14 protein-coding genes are annotated in these 19374 nt (G+C 44.7%); 1 reads left to right on the top strand and 13 read right to left on the bottom strand.

What is annotated here, in order from left to right; translation table 11 throughout:
* Positions 1 to 258: 258 nt before the first annotated feature.
* Positions 259 to 4086, bottom strand: a complete 3828-nt coding sequence (locus H171_RS02135) for a hemoblobin-interacting domain-containing protein (RefSeq protein WP_100303669.1) — start codon at positions 4084 to 4086, stop codon at positions 259 to 261.
* Positions 4087 to 4329: 243 nt separating this feature from the next.
* Here H171_RS02135 and H171_RS02130 point away from each other — a divergent pair, with 243 nt between their 5' ends.
* Entirely contained in the window at positions 4330 to 5049 is a 720-nt protein-coding gene (locus tag H171_RS02130; protein ID WP_100303668.1) for an AraC family transcriptional regulator, read from the top strand.
* Here H171_RS02130 and H171_RS02125 read toward each other — a convergent pair.
* The 12 genes from H171_RS02125 to H171_RS02070 all read right to left on the bottom strand — a co-directional run bounded on the left by H171_RS02125 (position 5040) and on the right by H171_RS02070 (position 19368).
* The gene (locus H171_RS02125; RefSeq protein WP_100303667.1) at positions 5040 to 6032 is read right to left on the bottom strand and encodes a hypothetical protein; all 993 of its coding nucleotides are present in this window, start codon (positions 6030 to 6032) and stop codon (positions 5040 to 5042) included. The genes H171_RS02130 and H171_RS02125 overlap by 10 nt on opposite strands.
* A gap of 155 nt (positions 6033 to 6187) precedes the next feature.
* The gene (locus tag H171_RS02120; protein WP_100307393.1) at positions 6188 to 7282 is read right to left on the bottom strand and encodes a PTS transporter subunit EIIC; all 1095 of its coding nucleotides are present in this window, start codon (positions 7280 to 7282) and stop codon (positions 6188 to 6190) included.
* Positions 7283 to 7604: 322 nt separating this feature from the next.
* Positions 7605 to 8123: a hypothetical protein gene (locus tag H171_RS02115; protein WP_100303666.1), complete on the bottom strand. Its 519-nt coding sequence runs from the start codon at positions 8121 to 8123 to the stop codon at positions 7605 to 7607.
* A gap of 671 nt (positions 8124 to 8794) precedes the next feature.
* Positions 8795 to 10210, bottom strand: coding sequence for a hypothetical protein (locus H171_RS02110; protein WP_100303665.1), 1416 nt, complete (start codon positions 10208 to 10210; stop codon positions 8795 to 8797).
* 209 nt (positions 10211 to 10419) lie between these two features.
* Positions 10420 to 11736 (bottom strand): ABC transporter substrate-binding protein, encoded by a 1317-nt coding sequence (locus H171_RS02105; protein WP_100303664.1) that lies wholly within the window; start codon positions 11734 to 11736, stop codon positions 10420 to 10422.
* Between the two features lie 32 nt (positions 11737 to 11768).
* Positions 11769 to 12437: a response regulator transcription factor gene (locus tag H171_RS02100; protein WP_100303663.1), complete on the bottom strand. Its 669-nt coding sequence runs from the start codon at positions 12435 to 12437 to the stop codon at positions 11769 to 11771.
* Complete coding sequence (locus tag H171_RS02095) at positions 12430 to 13743, bottom strand: sensor histidine kinase (RefSeq protein ID WP_100303662.1); 1314 nt, start codon at positions 13741 to 13743, stop codon at positions 12430 to 12432. Before H171_RS02095 ends, H171_RS02100 begins: the two co-directional genes overlap by 8 nt.
* Before the next feature lie 9 nt (positions 13744 to 13752).
* The gene (locus tag H171_RS02090) at positions 13753 to 14700 is read right to left on the bottom strand and encodes a sugar ABC transporter substrate-binding protein (protein ID WP_100303661.1); all 948 of its coding nucleotides are present in this window, start codon (positions 14698 to 14700) and stop codon (positions 13753 to 13755) included.
* Positions 14701 to 14820: 120 nt separating this feature from the next.
* On the bottom strand, positions 14821 to 15789 hold the full coding sequence (locus tag H171_RS02085) for an ABC transporter permease (protein WP_100303660.1): 969 nt from the start codon (positions 15787 to 15789) through the stop codon (positions 14821 to 14823).
* A gap of 18 nt (positions 15790 to 15807) precedes the next feature.
* Positions 15808 to 17295, bottom strand: a complete 1488-nt coding sequence (locus tag H171_RS02080) for a sugar ABC transporter ATP-binding protein (RefSeq protein WP_100303659.1) — start codon at positions 17293 to 17295, stop codon at positions 15808 to 15810.
* A 131-nt stretch (positions 17296 to 17426) separates the two neighbouring features.
* Positions 17427 to 18530, bottom strand: coding sequence for a sugar ABC transporter substrate-binding protein (locus H171_RS02075; RefSeq protein ID WP_100303658.1), 1104 nt, complete (start codon positions 18528 to 18530; stop codon positions 17427 to 17429).
* 157 nt (positions 18531 to 18687) lie between these two features.
* Positions 18688 to 19368 carry a D-lyxose/D-mannose family sugar isomerase gene (locus tag H171_RS02070; protein ID WP_100303657.1) on the bottom strand — a complete coding sequence of 227 codons (681 nt, stop codon included), beginning with the start codon at positions 19366 to 19368 and terminating at the stop codon, positions 18688 to 18690.
* Between the last annotated feature and the right edge of the window lie 6 nt (positions 19369 to 19374).

The following is a 19374-nucleotide window of genomic DNA, read 5'->3' as shown; positions in this document are numbered from 1 at the left end:
TAAAACGATTATACTCTTGACTGCAGATTTCTGTCAATTCGTTTCTGATACACGGTATGGCTGCCATCCACTGTTTCGTCATTACGATATTGGCTATCTCTTGTTAAAAAATTTCATTTTAGAGTATCACTTATTGAAAAGCGGAAATATGCATTTTCATTTATAGAAAAGAGGGGTACAGTTTACCCCTCTTTTTACGGTTATCAATTCATATTTTTATTCTCCAACAATCCCATAAGTTGATTTTCCGATTTTCTCCTATTCCTCCGGCACTTTTCCCTTGCTGCCGGAAGTTATCCCATCGGTTCCTGCAGTATCGTTCTGAATTTCTTCTTTCTTGCTGTCTGCTGCTTTTTTTGTGTCTTCCTCCTTTTCTTCAACCGTTACTTCCTTGGTGTCTTCTGTCTCGCCCTCCGCTGTTTCCACCGGTTCTTCCTTAGTATCTTCTGTTTTGTCTTCCCCGGCTTTACCTGGTTCTTCCTTAACTACTTCTGTTTTGTCATCCTCGGTCTCTTCCGGGTCTTCCTTAGCCTCTTCTGTTTTGTCTTCCTCGGCAATTTCCGGCTCTTCCTTAGCTTCTTCAGCCTTGCCAGCCCCAGGGGATTCCGGTACTTCCTCAGTACTTTCTGTCTTTTCTTCCTTGTTTTCTGCAGCCTCTTCCTCTGTCTTAAGGGGCGCAGAAGCACTCTTTCCTTCTATACCTTCTTCCGGATCAAACAACTCGACCATGAACGTCAATGTTTCATATCCATTCACCTCAATAACCACTTCGTTTTCTTCTTCTGTAAAGCCATCTGCCGTAAAGTCAAGATATTTTACAACTCCATAGGAATCATCCTTAGATACCTTAAACTCATTTTGCCTGGAAGCAGACAACAATATGGCCTTTTTATAAGGAATTCCGTTAACAATAACTGTTTTATCTGCATTTAAATACTCTTTTGTTGCCTTCTCATCTGTTGTATCAAAAGTTACACGATAATATGCCGGATCCCAGTTTGTTCCTTTCACATATTTTGTCGTTTCCACACCAGGAGCTGATTTTTCATTCTCTACCGGTTGCTCCGCAGCTTCCAGAATTTCAAATGCCAAGGTCTTGGCAGTGTATCCATCAGCAGTCACCAAAACCGTATAACGCCCGGCCTTCTGAAACAGATCTTTCTGCAGCGTAAAAGAATAATCTCCTTTTTCATAATTATCCTGGCTGAATATTCCGCCCTGTTCTTTGGAAAGCACTTTCCTTGTATTATCATCCGGGTCGGTCAGGGTCACCCCTGTTAAATTTTTCATAAAGTCACCGCGAAGCTTCTTCTGGCTTTCATCGGCTTCATCGGCTGCCGCATTGATGTAAACCATCTGTCCTACGTGGTAAGCTGCTTCCTCAGCATCTGTCTTGTCTGAATTCTCAGCAAGAGATAGTTTAAACGTTTCCAATTCTTTTACCACATGTAAAACAACCGTCTGCTCCTTGTACCCATCTGCCGCAATTCGCAGCTTGTGCTCTCCTTCCGTTAGCTGCAGCGTACCACCTCCAGTTCCTTCCGTTTTTGCCAGAAGGGTAACGTTTTCTTTTGCCTCGCTGATCCTATAAGCCGTAATATAATCGTCACTTCTTAGAGCGATTGCAGAATTGTCCAGATAAAGTGCCGTTATCTTTGAAATATATTCTTCATCCTTATCAGAGGTCAGCACCAGATCCTCGCCCAGCATTCCTTCTGCACCCTTAAGGGCAGGCGCCGTCTTTCCTACTACGGATAGAAGGCTTTCAACGGTTCCTAATTTTCCATCTTCCAAGACCCGCTTGATCTGGTATGGGCGGTTTCCAGTCTCTCCTCCGGTCTGGATCTCCTTATATTTTTCAAAGGAAAGATATTCTCCATTCCCCAGCTTTCCGTCTTTAACTGCATTTAAATAATGGGTAAAATCATAAAAAACTTCAGCGTTTTCATCCATAACAGCTTGTGCTTTCTGGTCATACCACCACTGCACAACTGCCTCGCTGTCCTCATTTACATCGTTGATCTCATGTAATATCAATGCGTTCGCCAGCAGATCATGGTCAAAGATCAGGAATCCGTTCATTTTTGAACCTCCGGAAGAACCGGAGCCGGAACTGCCGCCATCCGGTATAGCAACAGTTGCGCTGGACATGGCGTCAATGCCGTGAGGTTCTGCTATTGCAAAGATTTTAAGGTCATCTTCCCGGCTCTGTGAATTGCTGCCCACTTCCACTTTCTTAGACATTGTCTGGTAACCATCAGCATATGCCGTAACCGTATATATGCCGCTTTCATCGGTAATCACATTGTCATCTGTATCCGTACCGCAGATATGAAGCATAGGGCCAATCTCATACCATTGATTTATATTTGTAAGAGACTTTACTTTTCCTGACGGCTTCGTCAGATCCACCCTGTAAATCGGGGACAGGATCTCTGTTCCAAAGCTTTCTCCATCGGGACCCACAATATCAAAGGCAAAGTCTTCTCCCTTCTTTGGACTCGGGTTTAACGTATTTAAGTTCATCACAAAAAGCCTGTTATCCACCAGATGAAGGGGCACGATCATGGTTGCCCTGCTGTATCCGGAAGACAGATTCAGCTGATAACGTCCCCGGGCAAAAAGGTTGGTCTGAGGCAGCTGGACCGTAATTACTCCTGTTTTTCCATATTCCGTTTCGATAACAGTTGTAAAAACAAGGCTCTTGTTTAAAATAGAGTTTTCAGCATCCAGAACCTTAATGGTTTTCAGCTGGTCAAACCAATTTTCCTGTGCCAGAGTCTTTAAGGACAGCTTAAGCTGGATCCTGCCCTTTCCGTCTTTATCAATCATGGTATCCGGCAGGTAATAATCGGCAGGTATCTCAGGAGAAGTCTCCTGACTCTTTCCGCTTATATGAAAGGTAGTCTTCTCAGGTCTTACACGTACATTGCCGTCTTTATCGTAATTATCTAGCCAATAGTCAAAGACAGATATAGATCCGTTGGTCAGGATCGCACTTGGGGCTGAATCAAGGCTGCCTCTCTCCGGTAATTCTGCTGCAGAGCCCTTTCCAACCTTTACGCCCTGCTCTTTGCCGTCAGAAGTCCTGGTAACAGTGATGGTATTAGGCTTCCATAAGGTCGTCTGCCACTTAACCACAGTTCCGTCATCATCTACGTTTGTGCATACATCCGTAATATCTGTCCCATCCACATCAATGGTATAATCGTCTATACTTCCTTCCTGGAACGCAATAACGGCATACTGGATCCAGCCTAAGTCTACCAGCTTTGTCTTTTCTGCATGAACAAAAACATCCTTACCTTCCTGGCTGCTGTTTTCTTCGTCAGGGTTGCCCTCATTCCCGCCGGCACTGCCTCCGTTATTTTCATTACCTGAGGAATTACCTCCACCCGAGGAATTGCCTCCGCCTGAGGAACCGCTTCTTCCAGAAGAACTGCTTCCGCCCCCGGAAGATGCTGTTTTCTTTGTGTTTTCTGCTGCAGGCGCTGAGGCCAAGCCTCTGCCGGCCTCGTAATGAACTGTTCCGTCAAATTCAGCCCAGCGGCCGTCGGCATTCACAAAAAATCCATCCGGGGTTGTCTGGCCTGTATACATCCTTCCCATGTCTGTTCCGTCAGCAGTATTAAAATAATAGCAATAACCGTCAATCCACTGCCACCCTGTCTTCATGGCCCCAAGGGTTCCATCATTGGCTGTATTAAAAAAGAACCAAGTTCCGCCTTCATCCTGGTACCAGCCGGAACACATCTGACCCTCTGTACCATCTTTGGAAGTATTCAGATAGTATCTAATTCCTTTTTCATCCTGAACCCATCCTGTCATCATGGCACCGTTTTCCGGGTTTAGATAATACCAGCCCGACGACTTTTTAATCCATCCGGCGCTTAAAGTACCTGAGACCTCATAATGTTTCCAGCCATTGTTTTCATATTTCCAGTCGCCTTGCGTGTATATGCCCCCATCTCTGTTTGCCTGGGAACTGCCTGTTATGCCCGCCCAGGATATGCCGAACTGGGAGAGTACACAAGCGGCTGTCAATACTGGTACCACTGTTTTTCGAATCAACTTTTTCTTAATCATTGCATCCTCCTGTTTTTAGTTAGTCTAAACTAACCACCGCCATCTCAGTATATCGGGGAGGTTATCAGATGTCAATGGTGATATGGGAGAATGAATGAGTCTTTTTCTCAACAGCCGGAATTCCTTTTTCATGGCAGCGGACCTGTGGTATGATGATGCGGTAAGGTTATCTGACTGAGAACCTTTCTATGTGTTACTATCAATACTTTTATTATCTAACGAATGTGATGTGGAGCCATGGCAATGGAACTAAATACAATTGTGGAGCATTTTGCACCCACACTTTTTCAAGTACAAGGGGTATACCGTTATAAAATACCAGCAGGTAGTAAGGGTATACAAAGAACCGCTTCTTATCCGGGGTTTATATTTCCGCTTTCCGGCTGCGCTGAATACCAGTTTAACGATACGCCATATTTTATCAAACCAGGAGTTGTTATCCATGGTTCGGCCAACACCGCCATGCGCAAGCGTGTCATTGGAAACAAAGACTGGGAATTCGTTTCTGTTCTTTACGAAACTTACAACGAATCACCTCACATGAAACTGAGGAATACCCATTTCAGCTTAACCATTGGACAAAGCCCCCAGCTGTACGATATGCTTCATCATTTGTACGCAACTTCTAAACGGCCCGGCGGTCTTGCGGTCTTTCAAACGGAAACCTTATTCCGCCGGGTACTGGAAGAGACGTTCTTGTGTGCCAGGAACCAAACAAGATACGGTGCACAGGAACTTTTCGAATCGGTATCGGAGTACATCCATACCCACTACATGGATGGTTTATCCGTAAATTCATTGGCCAGGCAAAACGAAGTCAATGAGAACCGTTTATTTTATGTTTTTCAAAAGTATGCAGGCATGGGGCCGGCAGATTACTTACGGACGTACCGTCTAAACCGTGCCCGGGAGCTGCTTGTCACAACCACCGTTCCCATAGGAATTCTATTGTTTTATGATTGAATCCACGCCCCGTCGCTTCCTACCTCATACCCGTCCGGCGTTGTAGTGTTTATAAGCATAGCCCCGCTTTCTCCGCAATAATACCATATGGAGTTCCAATTGACCCAGCCTGTAACCATATACCCGGACCCGTTAAAATAATACCAGCAATCATCAATATACTGCCAGTTGCTGACGGTATAGCTTTTGTCCGCATTACAATACCACCAGCCTGTTCTGTCCTTCAGCCATGCACCGGCTCCTGTGCCGCTTCCCGGGCCTGAAACGCCGCTTGAGCTTTTAGATCTTATCTCCTCAGCCACATCAGATGAAACATACCAGCTGTCTGATTCTTCCCAACTGCCTTTATTGGATGAGTTGTATACTCCCCGTACTTTGAAGGAATAAGTCCCGCTATTCGTCATATAGCTTGAAAAGTCATAGCTGGTATAGGTGGTCGTAAGCGCGGAAGTTACTGCATTGCTTCCCCTGTAAAGGCGCACCTCATATTTATTGGCATCCTCACTTTCATCCCAGAAGCCTGTGCCGTTGCTTTCATCCCACTCTAAGTTACTCACTGCCAGCTCATGATCATTTTCATCATCGTCCAAAGCATCCAGCGTTATATAAACAATCAACTCACTGCTGCTCCGGCTGACTGAACTGACCGTCCCGTCAGAACCGCTAAGGCTTACACTGCTTTTGGAAAAACCAGAGGCAAAGTAATAATCGTCTTCTGCTTCTAAAGTAACCTTTAATTTAGGCTTATTTCCATCCTTCCATTCTTCATCCGGTATATTAGTAACCTCAACATCATCGATACTGAATTTGCTGGAACTGGATGTGACCGTTACATCACTGCCGCTTTCTCCGGCCTCAATCTCCGATGATATGTAAAGCGAAACACTGCTGATCTGGGTTCCTGTTGCCGCTAATGCCGTAATTGGAATCACAGACAAAATTGCTGCTGTGATAAATGCTGCAAACCTTTTTAACATATACATATAAATTCCTCCTCACTTTATGTTTAATCATATTTTTTATCTTCTTCTTTTTTACCATGTAAAGCTGAAACACACCTTAAATTTCATCAGATAAATTGTGATTTTTTTATGAATTCAAATGTAAATATAGATATAAAAAGTAAGAGCACTTCCCTTTAACATGTGGCTTCTGAAGCGATTCCGTCATAAGCTGTCCCCGGCTGAAATAGCGTCAGCAAAAATGACGTTAAAAACCCGGCAAAGCAGCTCAAAACAAACAGACCAAATCCCCTTCCCAGAAAAACAGGTAATGTAATCATACTTGGAAAAGCAAAGGTCATTGCCTGAGCTCCTGAAAATCCCGCAATGGCTCCTCCCACCCCACCGCCGATGCATACTGCAATCATGGGCTTTTTTAACGGCAGGTTTACGCCGAACATGGCCGGTTCTGTAACTCCGAAACATGCGGACACTACAGCGGACAGACAGAGGGACCGGAACTTTTTATCCTTACTTCTCAAACACACCGCAAGTGCCGCACCTGCCTGGGCAAATACTGCCGGCCCGATCAAAGCCAGTATGGTATCAGAGCCTTTTACAGAAATATTATTCATCGCAACCAGTACAAAACTCCAGTGAAAACCAAATATGACCATCGGCTGGATCACCGCTCCTAATATTGCACCGGCAATCATTGGGCTGATCTGATATACAAATTCATAAGCCGCAGCCAGACCGTCTCCTATTACATTCCCGATCGGCCCAAATACAGACAATGTGACCAGTCCAACGACCACAATGCAGATCAAGGGAGCAAAAAAACCTTTTATCAGATCCGGCAGTATTTTATTCACCACCCGTTCTACATATACTAGAAGTCCCACCGCCAGGATGATGGGGATTACACCGGAATGATATATAACGGCCTTCATGGGAATTCCGGCAAAAAATATGTTAGTACCAGCCTCAAATACTTTAGTTAAGGAAGGATACAAAAGCACACCGCCGATGACCACTGCAGTAAATGGGTCGCAGCCAAATTTTTTTGCTGCGGTAAATGCCAGTACCATAGGCAGAAAATAAAACAGGCTGTCTGCCATTGCATTTAACACCAGATAAGTCTCACTTGTTCCTGACACAATATTAGATGCGGTGAGAATGGTCAATATGCCTTTTAATATTCCTGCTGCGCTTAACAGATTGATAATAGGCAGGAATATTCCTGAAATCCCATCGATCATAACATTAATCACTGACTTTTTTTCTTTCATGTTTTCCTCTCCTATGGTGAAACGTTCTCTGCGTAGATTTCCTTTTTCCGCTTCTGCCATTGTAACACATTTCGCATCATTTTCCATATGTATTTTTGCCAATTCCTTGGTACAGGCCGCACCACAGGATGGCCGTGAAGCCGGATAAAGAAGTCCTGGAAAATCCCGGATTATGGTAGAAAACAGATGACCGCGAAAGAATTATGTTTCATGTTAAAGTGTAGGGATGTGAAACAAAATCCCCTGCATCCGGATTAACCGCAGATGCAGGGGATTTCAGAATACAGGCAGCATGCCATAAAAGCACTGAATTACAACTGCCTTATCGATAAGAACGCTCTGCCTTCATGGCAATTTCTTTTATCATACGCATCAGTTCCAAAGCACTTCGGAAGCATATATACTTTTGTGATGTTATTTTTCCGATCACTCTTCCCTGCATGCTGGCATTCTGACGAAACTCTATTTTGATTAAGAGTGTGTTCTTCGCCCGGCTGGCCTGTGAATACAGAACCATACTGTTCTGCAGCTGAATGCTGGCCTTTTCTGGTATTCTTTTATTTCTTCTGGTCCTGAGCTCATACTGATTAGCCATTTTTTTATTAAGAAACCTTGGCTCCGTAGTTGGTTGGGGGGTACCGATCCAGTTGCATATTTCATCTAATTTAAGAATCAGATCACCGATACCAAAAAAGCAGACAGGCTTTTCTATGTAACAGTTAAGGATTTCGCCATAAAAATCTTCCCCTTCTTTTCCATGAAAGCAAATCAGCATTGTGCTGATGCGGTCCGTTACAGTCATAGCGCTGCAGATGTCCTGTATTTCTTCAATTTTTACCATACAATCCTTCTCCTCTTTCGTATCTTGTTTATCAGATTTTCTTCTGTCAGTCAGAATGCAGTATACAAACTTTTTCTCTGTTTTTGTTCGTAGTCAGTGACTGAAAAACTTTTTTATCGAAACCGGATAAAGCATATACAGCCACACCGGACAGCCGCGTTACACGTATAATTATTAACTCCGTTTACCAGACAGACTGGAGTAATTCGTTGCTGCGGCATGTCTTGGCCGATTAGTTCTTTATTACTTTATCCCATTTTTCTCAATTTGTATTGATTAGCGGATAAACAACAGTCTTTTTGCTCCAAACTACACCACTGTTCCCGTTTTGGTTAAGTAGTCTTTGGCTTGTCGGATTCGCCAACCCTTTCTGATATAAAATTCTTATCTTATTCTTGCAAAAAGTTAAAGAATACAGAACTAAATTTCATATTCACCAGATACTTCATCCAATTTCGGGTTCACGTACTTTAGGTAAAAATACCAGAATACCAAGGATAAGCCAGAATATTAATTTCTTAAATAAATAAACCGTTGTCAGGACTCAAATCCTGGCACCGGTTTTATTTACTCCATTATTTCTTAGGTAATTATATTCTGTTTTTAATATTTTCAGCAGCCTCCAAAATGCAGTTTCAGGCATATACCTTAGCCTTTTCTCCAAAATATTTTTATAAAGCGGATCGGACAAGGTTTCTGGACATCTCATCGAGATACGCCAGCCATAAGTCAGGGCTGAAATCCAGTAATTTCATCGTAGTTTCCGATGTTTCCCTGCTTAAAATCAACTGAAAAAGTTCCGTTTCAAAGCAATGGATTTTTTCAGTCTTATAATCATGGTCAATCGTATATATCAGATTTAGCCCCTGTAAACAGAATACTGCCGCTTTCGGCTGTTCACTGTTCACGATCCTGACTTTATCAGAACTTTTATCATTAATAAAGGTATTAAACCTTTGCAGGTATGGGATACGCTCCTCGGGCGGAAAGTCAACGACGCCCAAAAGAGGTACAATAGCTTTTCCCGTAGAGCAAAAACCTATCATCGCATCCACAGTCACGAAAAAGGCAGTTTCCTTATCCAGTATTCTACGAAAAAGTTCCAGAACAGCTCTTTTTGAGACTGCCCTCCCGTTTACGGAATCCAAATCCTTTTCTCCGATTAAATAACCAATGGATATAAAATTATATACGGCTTCCACATGCATGTCCATAAGCCTGGTTAGAATGGAGGAATCTGCCTCTAAAGCAGTCACTGCTTCCCTTCCGCTATAGCTTATTTTCTTAGCCTCCTTCTTTACAAGTGAATTATAGAAGACGTTTAAATAGCCTTTATGACTGACAAAGGTCATAAGGGGCATCCCATCCAGCTGAAGACTGAAGATCAAAAGAAATTGCCCCTTTAAAAGTAAAAAGGTGCAATTCATTTCCTTTGTGATTTTCCATAAATTTAAATCTACATACTCCTCTGCTCCGACTATAGCGGATAGTATATCGGTATTATTATCGATGGCTGACGCCTCAATCACGGACATATCAAAATAGTGGTTAAAGACAGCTCTTTCCCTCTTTTGGGAACCTGATATTTTTATTCTTTGGAAAATATCGGTATATGACTGGTCAAAAAAAGAAAGGGTACTGTAAAACTCAAGGGGAATATCATGATTATCCATGACATGATCGGAAACAAGCACACAAAACATGTTCAGAATGGTCTTTTTCCCCAGAAAGCTGGCTTCCCTGTCCGGATAGCCCAGATTCCCATTATTCTCCTCGTCAAAGTCTTTATCAAAAGCGTATTCTATGGCATAGGCCAGAAATATTTCCAGTTCGTACCTGGAACTGAAATTATATATGACCGGAAAAATATGAATAAATTTCAAATAACAGCCATGGCCATACAGAATCTCGGCAAAATAGGCAGCAGCCTGCCTGCTGAATGCTCTCTTTTCCTTTAAAAAAGGCAGCCTTCCTCCTTTTAGAATCTTACTTAAACCACTAGGAGTCATATTCATGCTGATTGCAAAGTCTGTTTTCGGCGTCTGTGCAATATCAATCAGCGCTTCCAGCAATTTACCGGTTTTCATCTCTTGCTCCCCCACTATTCCATATTCTGGAAAGATTGTAACATGATTTTTCTCTTTTGTCTATTTCAGTGTAACCTTTTATCTTTCTTTTCTTATTTTGGAAAATATGTATAGGGCATCAATGCCTTGAGCATGGTTTTTCATGCCCGAATTTGTGTTTTGTAAGTGAATGTGATATGTTAATTTTAATTGGGGCGCATCACGCCAACTTATTTCTGCTGCTGCAAATATTTACTGACCGTCCTCTGAAATATTTTCATGCTGCTGTCAACATTTTTATTTTCCTGCAGAATCTTTGATACCTCCCCGTCGGCCAGATTCATGATCTGCTGGTATTGCAATAGCTTAGACTCAATGATGCCATCCTCAATAACATTATACAGCAGGGTGCTGCTGATTACCTGCTCTCCCTCATCCATGTCCTCCTGTATGATATTTGCCCCTTCTTTAGAGGAAGCTACGCTCTTTAAGGCAGGAACGCCCTGGGAGTAGAGAAATACATCCATCTGCATTTCCTGACTGTAGGTCAGCTGTTTCAAAAATTCCCATGCCAATTTTTCATGCTTTGTCTTGCTGTTGATCCCCATCAATAAAGCATCTACCTTTGATATGTTTTCCCCTTCCCTTCCCGCCGGGAAGGTGATGCAGTCCCACTGAAACCTGGTGTACTTTTTAATCCGGTAAGGATAGGTCTTATAGGTACGGTATTCCGCAAAGGTCAGTGGCATGAATGCAACCCTTCCCTCATTAAAAGCTTCCTGAGTAACACTCTGTCCCTGGTTTAGGTCATTCAGCCGTTTGATATATTTGATTGCATCCAGAACCCGGCTGTCAGTAAAGGCAATCTGTTCCTGGTTTTCGTCATACAGTTTTCCTCCGCTGGTGTAAAATGCATCCCGCCAGCTGTAATTATAAGTACCGAATTGATCCAAAAGTCCGTCCTTATCCGTATCTTTTGTCACCTTCCTGCATATCTCGTACATATCCTCCCAAGTCCAGTCCTCCCTCGGCATCTGGATCATCTCTTTTGCCAGCAGAGATTTATTTACAAACATGAGAGTGGGAACTGTTTCATAGGGAAGAGCATACTGGCGTCCATTTCGGCGCCCCGTATTCAATGCCGTGGTAAAAAAATCCTCTCTATGAAAGGTGTCATCCCCTGTCATCAGCTCATCTAAATCCTTCATGACTCCCAGGGAAGTGAACTTGTCAAAATCCGAATCCAGAACCATGAACACATCCGGCATCTCCCCTTCCAAAAGCTTACGGGCGCACCATTCCGAATAATCTTCTTTTGCGATTCCGCTGTAATAATGGATCTTCACATTGGGGTGAGATTCCTCAAAGCGTTTCACCGCTTTGTCTATGATCTTAAAGCTGTTGGCACTGGCCACATCCCAGTTGCTCCCCGTGAACATGCCGAATTCCAGAACTGTTTCCTTATGCTGATCGCGGTAAATCAAGGCTGCTGCAGTCAGTGCCCCTATGAAGACACTCATGCAAAGGCGCTTTCTCCACTTCCCCATTCCTGTTACCCCTTTGTTCTTCTATTTGCATACTAAGTATCTATCCGCTTTCTTACATTGGTCTGGACAGCCCAGATCGCCAGCTGGGTGCGGTCCCTTAAATCCAGCTTGTTTAAAATCGTGCTCAAGTAATTGCGGACCGTTCCCTCAGAAAGGTTCAAGGCCTTTGCGATTTCCTTGTTGCTGGCCCCCTTCTCCACCTGGGCGATGATCTTCCATTCCGTTCTGGTCAGTTCGTCCATGTTTTTCTCCCGGACAGAAATGGTTTCATCCGCCTGGGCCATCTGAGAAAAGAAACGCAGAACCTTTGTTGCAATATCCGGATTGATCATTGCCCAGCCATTGTAAACCGTTGTAATGGCTCCTACCAGCTCATCCATGGAAACACCTTTAAGCATGTACCCGCTTGCCCCGTATTTCAACGCATTATAAACGTATTCATCATCATCAAAGGTGGTCAGTATAATGATCTTAATCTGGGGATAGCTTTCCTTAATGATCTTTGTGCACTGCACTCCGTCCATCTTTGGCATCCGCACATCCATTAAAATCACATCCGGCACGTTCTTCCTCACGCACCGGATCACCTCCTGGCCGTCTGAGGCCACATCAGTCACCATCATGTCCTGCCTGCTGTTTAATACGATTTGCAGGCTCTGACGGATCAATTCCTGATCATCCGCAATCAATACTTTAATCATAAGTCTCCCCCCTCCGAATCGGTATTCTTGCATTGACGATGAACCCATTGCTTCCGTCAAACGTCACAACTCCGCTTAACATCCTGATCCGCTCTTTCATGTGCTTTGTTCCGAAGCCGTTTTTCATTTCCTTACACCCGATTCCATTGTCCTTAATCTGAATCAGGATGTCCTGATTTTCCCTTTTCATGGTGATCCAGATCTCCTTTGCATGTCCGTGGCGCATGGCATTGGTGATCCCTTCCTGAACCACACGGTAAATGGCATTCTCCTCATCTTCATCAAACTTTAAGTTCTGGACCCTGCAATCAAAATAGATCCTGGTTTCTGAAACCGCATTAATATCCGTGACCATTTTGTTAATCGCATATTCCAGGCTGAAACGCTCCAAGGCATCCGGCCTTAATTCGCTTACCGAACGGCGGATGTCCTTTATCCCATCTCTTGTGACCTTGGAGATTAGCTCCAGCTGCTTTTTGGTTTGCTCCGGGGAAGTACCAATGATGGCAAGACAGGCATCGATCCCTGCTGCAATCCCGGTCAGGGTATGGCCCAGGGTGTCATGTATCTCCCTGGCCAGACGGTTCCTCTCCCTTGTTTCAGCCATTTTTTCAGCCATGAGGGAATACTTTTGAAGCTGCTCATTGACCTCCTGAAGCTTTTCATTGAGTCCGTGAATCTCATCTAAATTACCCTGCTGCTCGTTGATGATGTTAACACAGTATACAACAAACACAATAACATTTAAGGATATTAAAATGTTGTATGCACTTAAAAGGTACTGCTGCACCGATGCGCTGTAATAAGAGATATAATCCTGGATGGAGTACAGTCGGTAAGAAATGGACAATAGCTCATAGTCAGCCAATATAAAGCTTCCGATGGCAACGGCAGCCAGGATATATCTGGATTTCCCGTTCTTCACATACATGATGACATTGGAGAACACCAGAAGCAGGATTCCGTTATAGTTAAAATTTAAAAGAATAATGATCATAAAGCAAATGATAAAATCTGCAACCAGGCTGGTGAGGATGACCTTGCTGTTATTGGGAAACAAACGGTCACGAATTACCATGCTTAAGGTCAGCATTCCTAAAAGAAGGGCACAGAGCCAGATTTTTGCATAAGGATACCATACGACCGCCTGGATCCCGTTTAAGAACTCCCTTGCTGCATACGCCCTGCGGATTTTTTCAATTGTCCAGTAAATAAATATGCTGATCCCCATGACCGAGATCATGTTTAAGGCCAGAATCCCCACCTGAAGGAGGCCGATCCGGCTGTTAATTTTTTCTGCTTCCATCTCTTTTACCTACTGCCAACCGTCAATTTCGTAATTTTCAAGATTGTCCTTTGTAATCAATGTACTGGGCAGGCTTATGTATTTATCCACCGGTTCTCCTGCCAGATAACGGTAAGCCGTTTCCGCCGCCACCCTGCCGATGGACTTGGGGCTTTGGGCGCTGGTTCCGGTTACATAGCCCATATCCAGGATCGATTTAAAATCAGGGGAACCGTCGATCCCGTAGATCAGGATTCCTTCCTCCCTCCTGGCCTGCTGCAAAGCCGCAAGGGCTCCCAGCGCCGTCGGATCGTTGCCGCCCAGGATGACATCAAAGTCAATATTTTTACGCAAAATTTCCTCCATCACTTTGGAAGACACCTCAATTTCCCCGGCTGCTGCATGACGGTATACCACCCGGTAATTGTCATTGCCCGCAATTGCATCGGTAAATCCCTGGGAACGGTAGGTGATGGACATTTGTATGGGGTTGTCCAGAATTATAATATTGGCGGATTTCTTCCTCTTCATCATATCCAGGGCACAAATCTGCCCTGCCTGATAATTGTCCGTTTCTATGATGGATATGACAGAATCCCGGTCCTTTACCGCGGTATCCACATTGATGACAGCAACTCCTGCCTCTTTGCATGCGTCAAGGGCAGGGGTAACAGCCTCCCAGTCCACAGGATTTAGAAACAGCATGCAGATTCCCTCATGGATCAATTCCAAAATCTGCTCATTCTGTTTCTCCTGGTCCTGAAGGGGATCCCTGGTGAGAAGAATATCCCCGTTGGCTACCACCACTTCTTCGATTCCCTGGTTCAGAATGTCAAAATAAGGGTTGTTCCTTGTCATATAGGTCGCCCCAAAAAGGAGGGCCTCGTGTTGTCTGGGGCCTTTCTCATTTCTTCTGCATCCGGGCAAAACAGCCAATATTGCTAAAATCAGAATAAATCGTCCTGTCCTCATCTTCATGTGCTTCAGTCTCCATGGTTGTTTATTTATTGTCAATAAATCCGCAGTGCTTCTTTCATGGACAGTATATCACAAAAAGCGTCTCTCCGTTAAGGAAACGCTTTTTGTAAGGATGTGATTTCAATCCTTCTTTTTATTTCTTAAATAGTCGATGAATACAGCCAGGAGTATGACGATGCCCTTTACTACATATTGCCAGAAGGAATTGACATTCATCAGATTGAGCCCGTTGTTTAACACACCGATAATAAGGCCGCCGATAATGGTTCCGCCGATCTTTCCGGAACCGCCTGCCATGGAAGTACCTCCTACCACTACTGCTGCAATGGCATCCATTTCCGCCCCGTCACCTGCGGTTGGCTGCCCGGAGTACATGCGGGAGGCCAATACCACGCCGGCAAGGCCGGCCATAATACCGGAATATGTATGAACCAGAAGCTTTACCCTGGCTGTGCTGATGCCGGAAAATTTCGCCGCCTGGGCATTGCCGCCCACTGCGTAGATATGGCGCCCCAGCTTTGTCTTATTCATAATAACCGCAGTTATCATGAGGACAAATACCAAAAGTATGACCGGTGTTGGAACACCACCGATGTAACCGGCGCCGAGAAACTGCCATGCCTTCGTAACCACACGCACCGGTGAACCACCGGTATAGACATATGCCAGACCCTTCGCCACATTCATGGTAGCAAGGGTCACAATAAACGGTGGAATGGTTGTTTTGGAAATGACCACACCATTCATCATGCCCACTGCCATGCCAATGAGGATGCCAATGATGATAGCTGCAAATATGGGAAGGTTATAGCGGGCCACACAACCGGCGGCCACACAGCCGGACAAGGCAATGATAGAACCGACGGAAAGGTCGATGCCTCCCAAAATGATGACCATAGTCATGCCGCATGCCAGGAATAAGTTTGATGAAATCTGCCTTAACACATTGAACATGTTCTTATGTGTCAGGAAGGCGCCGCTGGTCTTTGGAAAAACGGATAAGAAAATACACAGGATCAGCAATGCCCCGATAATACCGATATTGTCTTTTAAGTATTGTTTTATGTTTTTTTGAAGTCTTGTTGCCATTTGATTTTCCCCTCTTTCCTACTTTGCTGCCAGCTTCATGATCTCTTCCTGCGTGACGCTTTCCTCATGGCTGAAACAGCCTGTGACCCTGCCGTCGCACATGACATAAACCCGGTCGCTCATGTTTAAGATCTCTGGCAGCTCGGAGGAAATCATGATGATCGACATGCCGTCTTTAACCAGCTCATTCATAATCCCGTAGATCTCTGATTTTGCGCCAACGTCCACGCCTCTGGTAGGCTCATCAAGAATCAGGATCTTAGGAGAAGTGGCAAGCCATCTTCCGATCATGACCTTCTGTTGGTTTCCGCCGGACAAGTTTCCTATCAACTGCTCCTGAGATGGAGTTCTGGTATCCATCATATCAATATATTCCTGAGTGATCCTTTCTTCTTTTTTCGAATCCACCCAGATTCCTTTTATAAAGGATTTAAGCACTTCAATGGTAGAGTTAAAGCGGACGGTCTGCACCTTGTAAATTCCCTCCTGCTTCCTGTCCTCCGGGACCAGAGCGATTCCGTATTTCATGGCATCAACGGGAGATTTGATCTTCACTTCCCTGCCCTCCACGAAAATCTTTCCGGTAGAACCCGGGGTAAGGCCGAAGATGCATTTTATGGCTTCACTGCGACCTGCCCCCACAAGTCCTGCAAATCCTATGATTTCTCCTTTGCACAGCTCAAAGCTGGCTCCCTTTACCATGTTTCCGTCTGCTATATTTTCACATTTTAATACCACTTCGCCTGGTTCCAGATAATCCCGGGTATAGTACTTGGTCAGCTCCCGGCCGACCATCATGGCGATCAGCTTATCTCTCGTCGTATCTTTTACAACTTCCGTTCCTACAAAGGCACCATCCCGCAATACGGTCACCCTGTCACAGATCTGTTCCAGTTCATCCATTTTGTGGGAAATGTAAATGATACCTACACCTTTCTTTGTCAGCACCCGCATGGTCTTAAACAGGAATTCCACTTCTTTATCTGAAATAGAAGAAGTCGGCTCATCCATAACAAGGATCTTTGAATGATAGGAAATTGCCTTTACAATCTCCACCATCTGTTGCTGGGCGATCGTCAAATTCTTAACGAGTGTATCTGCATGAATGTTCATATGATAATCATCAAGTAATTTCTGGGCTTCCTTCTCCATTGCTTCATGATTGATCCAGCCGCCCTTTCCCGGCTCCCGTCCCAGAAAGATATTTTCCGCTACGGTCATATGAGGTACCAGCACCAGCTCCTGATGAATGATAGAGATACCGTTTGCATGGGAGGTATTTACCCCGTCAATGATCACCTTATGGCCATCAATGAAAATCTCTCCCTCTTCCGCTATATAAATGCCGCCTAAAACCTTTATTAACGTTGACTTTCCGGCTCCGTTCTCCCCAAGAAGCGCATGGACCTCACCGGTACGGAGTTCTAGATCCACTCCTGTAAGCGCCTTTACTCCCGGGAAGGATTTATGGATATTTTTCATCTGAAGCAGAATCTTTTCGCTCATAAACTCACCTGCCTGTTCTAACGATTGCATTGTCTTCTGGGATTTACCGATTTAAAGCGCCTGGAGGGCGTCCCAAACCCAATGTTTCTCCTGTTTTGAGACACCCTCCCACAGCACTTTCTGAATTTCTTTTACTGCCAGCCGTCTGTTCCGAAATCCTTTACATTATCAGATGTAATCAGGAAGGTTTCTACCGGATAACGGTCATCTACTTTATCACCATTTAAATAAGAGTACATAATATTGACTGCAGACTGTGCGATCTTAACCGGTGACTGTGCGCCGCTTCCTTCAATAAGGGACTCACCGGAAGCCATCTCAGCCTTGATATCAGGAGAACCGTCTACGCCGTAGATCTTGCAGTCCTTGATTCCTGCTGCATTGGCGGCTGCCAGGGCTCCAAGTGCTGTCGGATCGTTGCCGCCGAAGATGGCAACCACATCGCCGTGTGCCTGGAGAAGGTCTTCTGCAATGCCCATGGCAACCTGTAAGTTGCCCTTTGCATCCTGCTGGGCTACGATGTTAAAGTTATGTCCTTTGATCGCATCCAGGAAGCCGTTGGTTCTGTCGGTTACGGAATTCATGGTAGGGGAATCAAGTACAATGATATCTCCGCCCTCCGGACACTTCTTAACCAGGTCCTCGCCGCATACAAAACCGGCATTATAGTTATCGGATCCTGTGTAGGAAATCAGGTAAGACAAATCAGCCACTTCCGTATCAAAGCCTACGATGGGAACATTAGCCGCCTTTAGCTGATCCAGAGCCGGCAGAATGCCTTCCGCTTCCGCCGGGTTCATGAACATGGCATCAATACTCTGGGAAATCAAATCTTCCACCTGAGTGATCTGAAGGGTTACATCATTGGCCGGATCCACAGAAATAAGCTCATCGCCCTGGGCCTCAACCATTTCCCGCATGGTCTTCTCAATGGTAACGAAGAATGGGTTTGTACCATCCATGCAGGTATATCCGAATTTATAGTGTTTGCTTGGATCTTTTTTCTTCACATTGGCATCAGCCATGTTGACACCGGATTCGGATTTTACCGCTGCCTTTGTCTCTGCGGCTGCTTTTGTCTCCGCGGCTGCTTTTGTCTCTGCTGCCGTAGTGGCGGCTGCCGTTGTCTCAGGCGCTTTCGTCTCTGGCTCCCCATTGCTGCACCCTGCCAGAGAGATTCCTGCAAGAGCTGCACAAATTAACATTATAGTTAATTTTTTTGTGCTTTTTTTCATGTTACTTCCTCCTTACACACAATATGATTGTTATATTTGCTACATTTTTATCATATCATGAGTTTATTTTTAAAACATGTGCACAATGTAATGAGTTTTATATGACAAATGTAACATTTTTATGCTGCTCTCTTGAGGATCCAGGTTTTGCAACGCCTTATTCCGCCGCTGGATATTCGTTGCAAAGAAGACGGTAGGGAGGCTCATCCTCTTCAATCTCAGGGAAACGACCGGCAGGAAGATAAAACCGGTTATCCCCTTTGTCATCGTTGCACATGGAAACTTCTCCCAAAAGTACAGGACCGGTTCCCGGCTCCAGTTCAAAATCATGGTACAGTCCCGGATAGATGGTAATGCTTTCTCCCGGACACAGCTTTACCTGGGTCCCTGCAGCCACCTTATATTCCCGACCATCACTGTGAACAGTCACATCCGTATCCGCAAATTCCCCATCTGCCATGGACTCATAGACCCGGATGAGCACATTTCCTCCGCCCCTGTTGATAATGTCCTCCATTTTCGTCCAATGAAAATGCATGGCTGCGGATTGGCCTACCTTAATATAAAGCAGCTTTTCCGCATATGGCTTTGTATATTTCTCCATGTTCACATTTCCGTTTCGCAGTGTGATCAGAGAAAATCCCACCTTATCAAAGTCGCCCATTCCAAAATCCGTAATATCCCAGCCCAGCATGTTGTCACGGATCTCATCATAATCATGGCCTGTTTCCTTCCACTCATCCGGCGTAAAATGGCAAAACGGAGGAAGGACAAAGCCACATGCCTTTGCCATCTCTTCCATTTCCCTTAAAGCCTTGTTTATTTCTGAACGTTTCATCGGAAA

It is taken from the genome of [Clostridium] celerecrescens 18A, assembly GCF_002797975.1.
In the GTDB taxonomy this organism is placed as follows: domain Bacteria; phylum Bacillota; class Clostridia; order Lachnospirales; family Lachnospiraceae; genus Lacrimispora; species Lacrimispora celerecrescens.
Note: the sequence above shows the minus strand (reverse complement) of the source record. Positions and strands in the feature narration are given on the sequence as shown.

Bases quoted from the DNA above. Each gene is read 5' to 3' on its own strand.
- H171_RS02135 (WP_100303669.1), bottom strand. From the start codon at position 4,086: ATGATTAAGAAAAAGTTGATTCGAAAAACAGTGGTACCAGTATTGACA.
- H171_RS02130 (WP_100303668.1), top strand. From the start codon at position 4,330: ATGGAACTAAATACAATTGTGGAGCATTTTGCACCCACACTTTTTCAA.
- H171_RS02125 (WP_100303667.1), bottom strand. From the start codon at position 6,032: ATGTATATGTTAAAAAGGTTTGCAGCATTTATCACAGCAGCAATTTTG.
- H171_RS02120 (WP_100307393.1), bottom strand. From the start codon at position 7,282: ATGAAAGAAAAAAAGTCAGTGATTAATGTTATGATCGATGGGATTTCA.
- H171_RS02115 (WP_100303666.1), bottom strand. From the start codon at position 8,123: ATGGTAAAAATTGAAGAAATACAGGACATCTGCAGCGCTATGACTGTA.
- H171_RS02110 (WP_100303665.1), bottom strand. From the start codon at position 10,210: ATGAAAACCGGTAAATTGCTGGAAGCGCTGATTGATATTGCACAGACG.
- H171_RS02105 (WP_100303664.1), bottom strand. From the start codon at position 11,736: ATGGGGAAGTGGAGAAAGCGCCTTTGCATGAGTGTCTTCATAGGGGCA.
- H171_RS02100 (WP_100303663.1), bottom strand. From the start codon at position 12,437: ATGATTAAAGTATTGATTGCGGATGATCAGGAATTGATCCGTCAGAGC.
- H171_RS02095 (WP_100303662.1), bottom strand. From the start codon at position 13,743: ATGGAAGCAGAAAAAATTAACAGCCGGATCGGCCTCCTTCAGGTGGGG.
- H171_RS02090 (WP_100303661.1), bottom strand. From the start codon at position 14,700: ATGAAGATGAGGACAGGACGATTTATTCTGATTTTAGCAATATTGGCT.
- H171_RS02085 (WP_100303660.1), bottom strand. From the start codon at position 15,789: ATGGCAACAAGACTTCAAAAAAACATAAAACAATACTTAAAAGACAAT.
- H171_RS02080 (WP_100303659.1), bottom strand. From the start codon at position 17,295: ATGAGCGAAAAGATTCTGCTTCAGATGAAAAATATCCATAAATCCTTC.
- H171_RS02075 (WP_100303658.1), bottom strand. From the start codon at position 18,530: ATGAAAAAAAGCACAAAAAAATTAACTATAATGTTAATTTGTGCAGCT.
- H171_RS02070 (WP_100303657.1), bottom strand. From the start codon at position 19,368: ATGAAACGTTCAGAAATAAACAAGGCTTTAAGGGAAATGGAAGAGATG.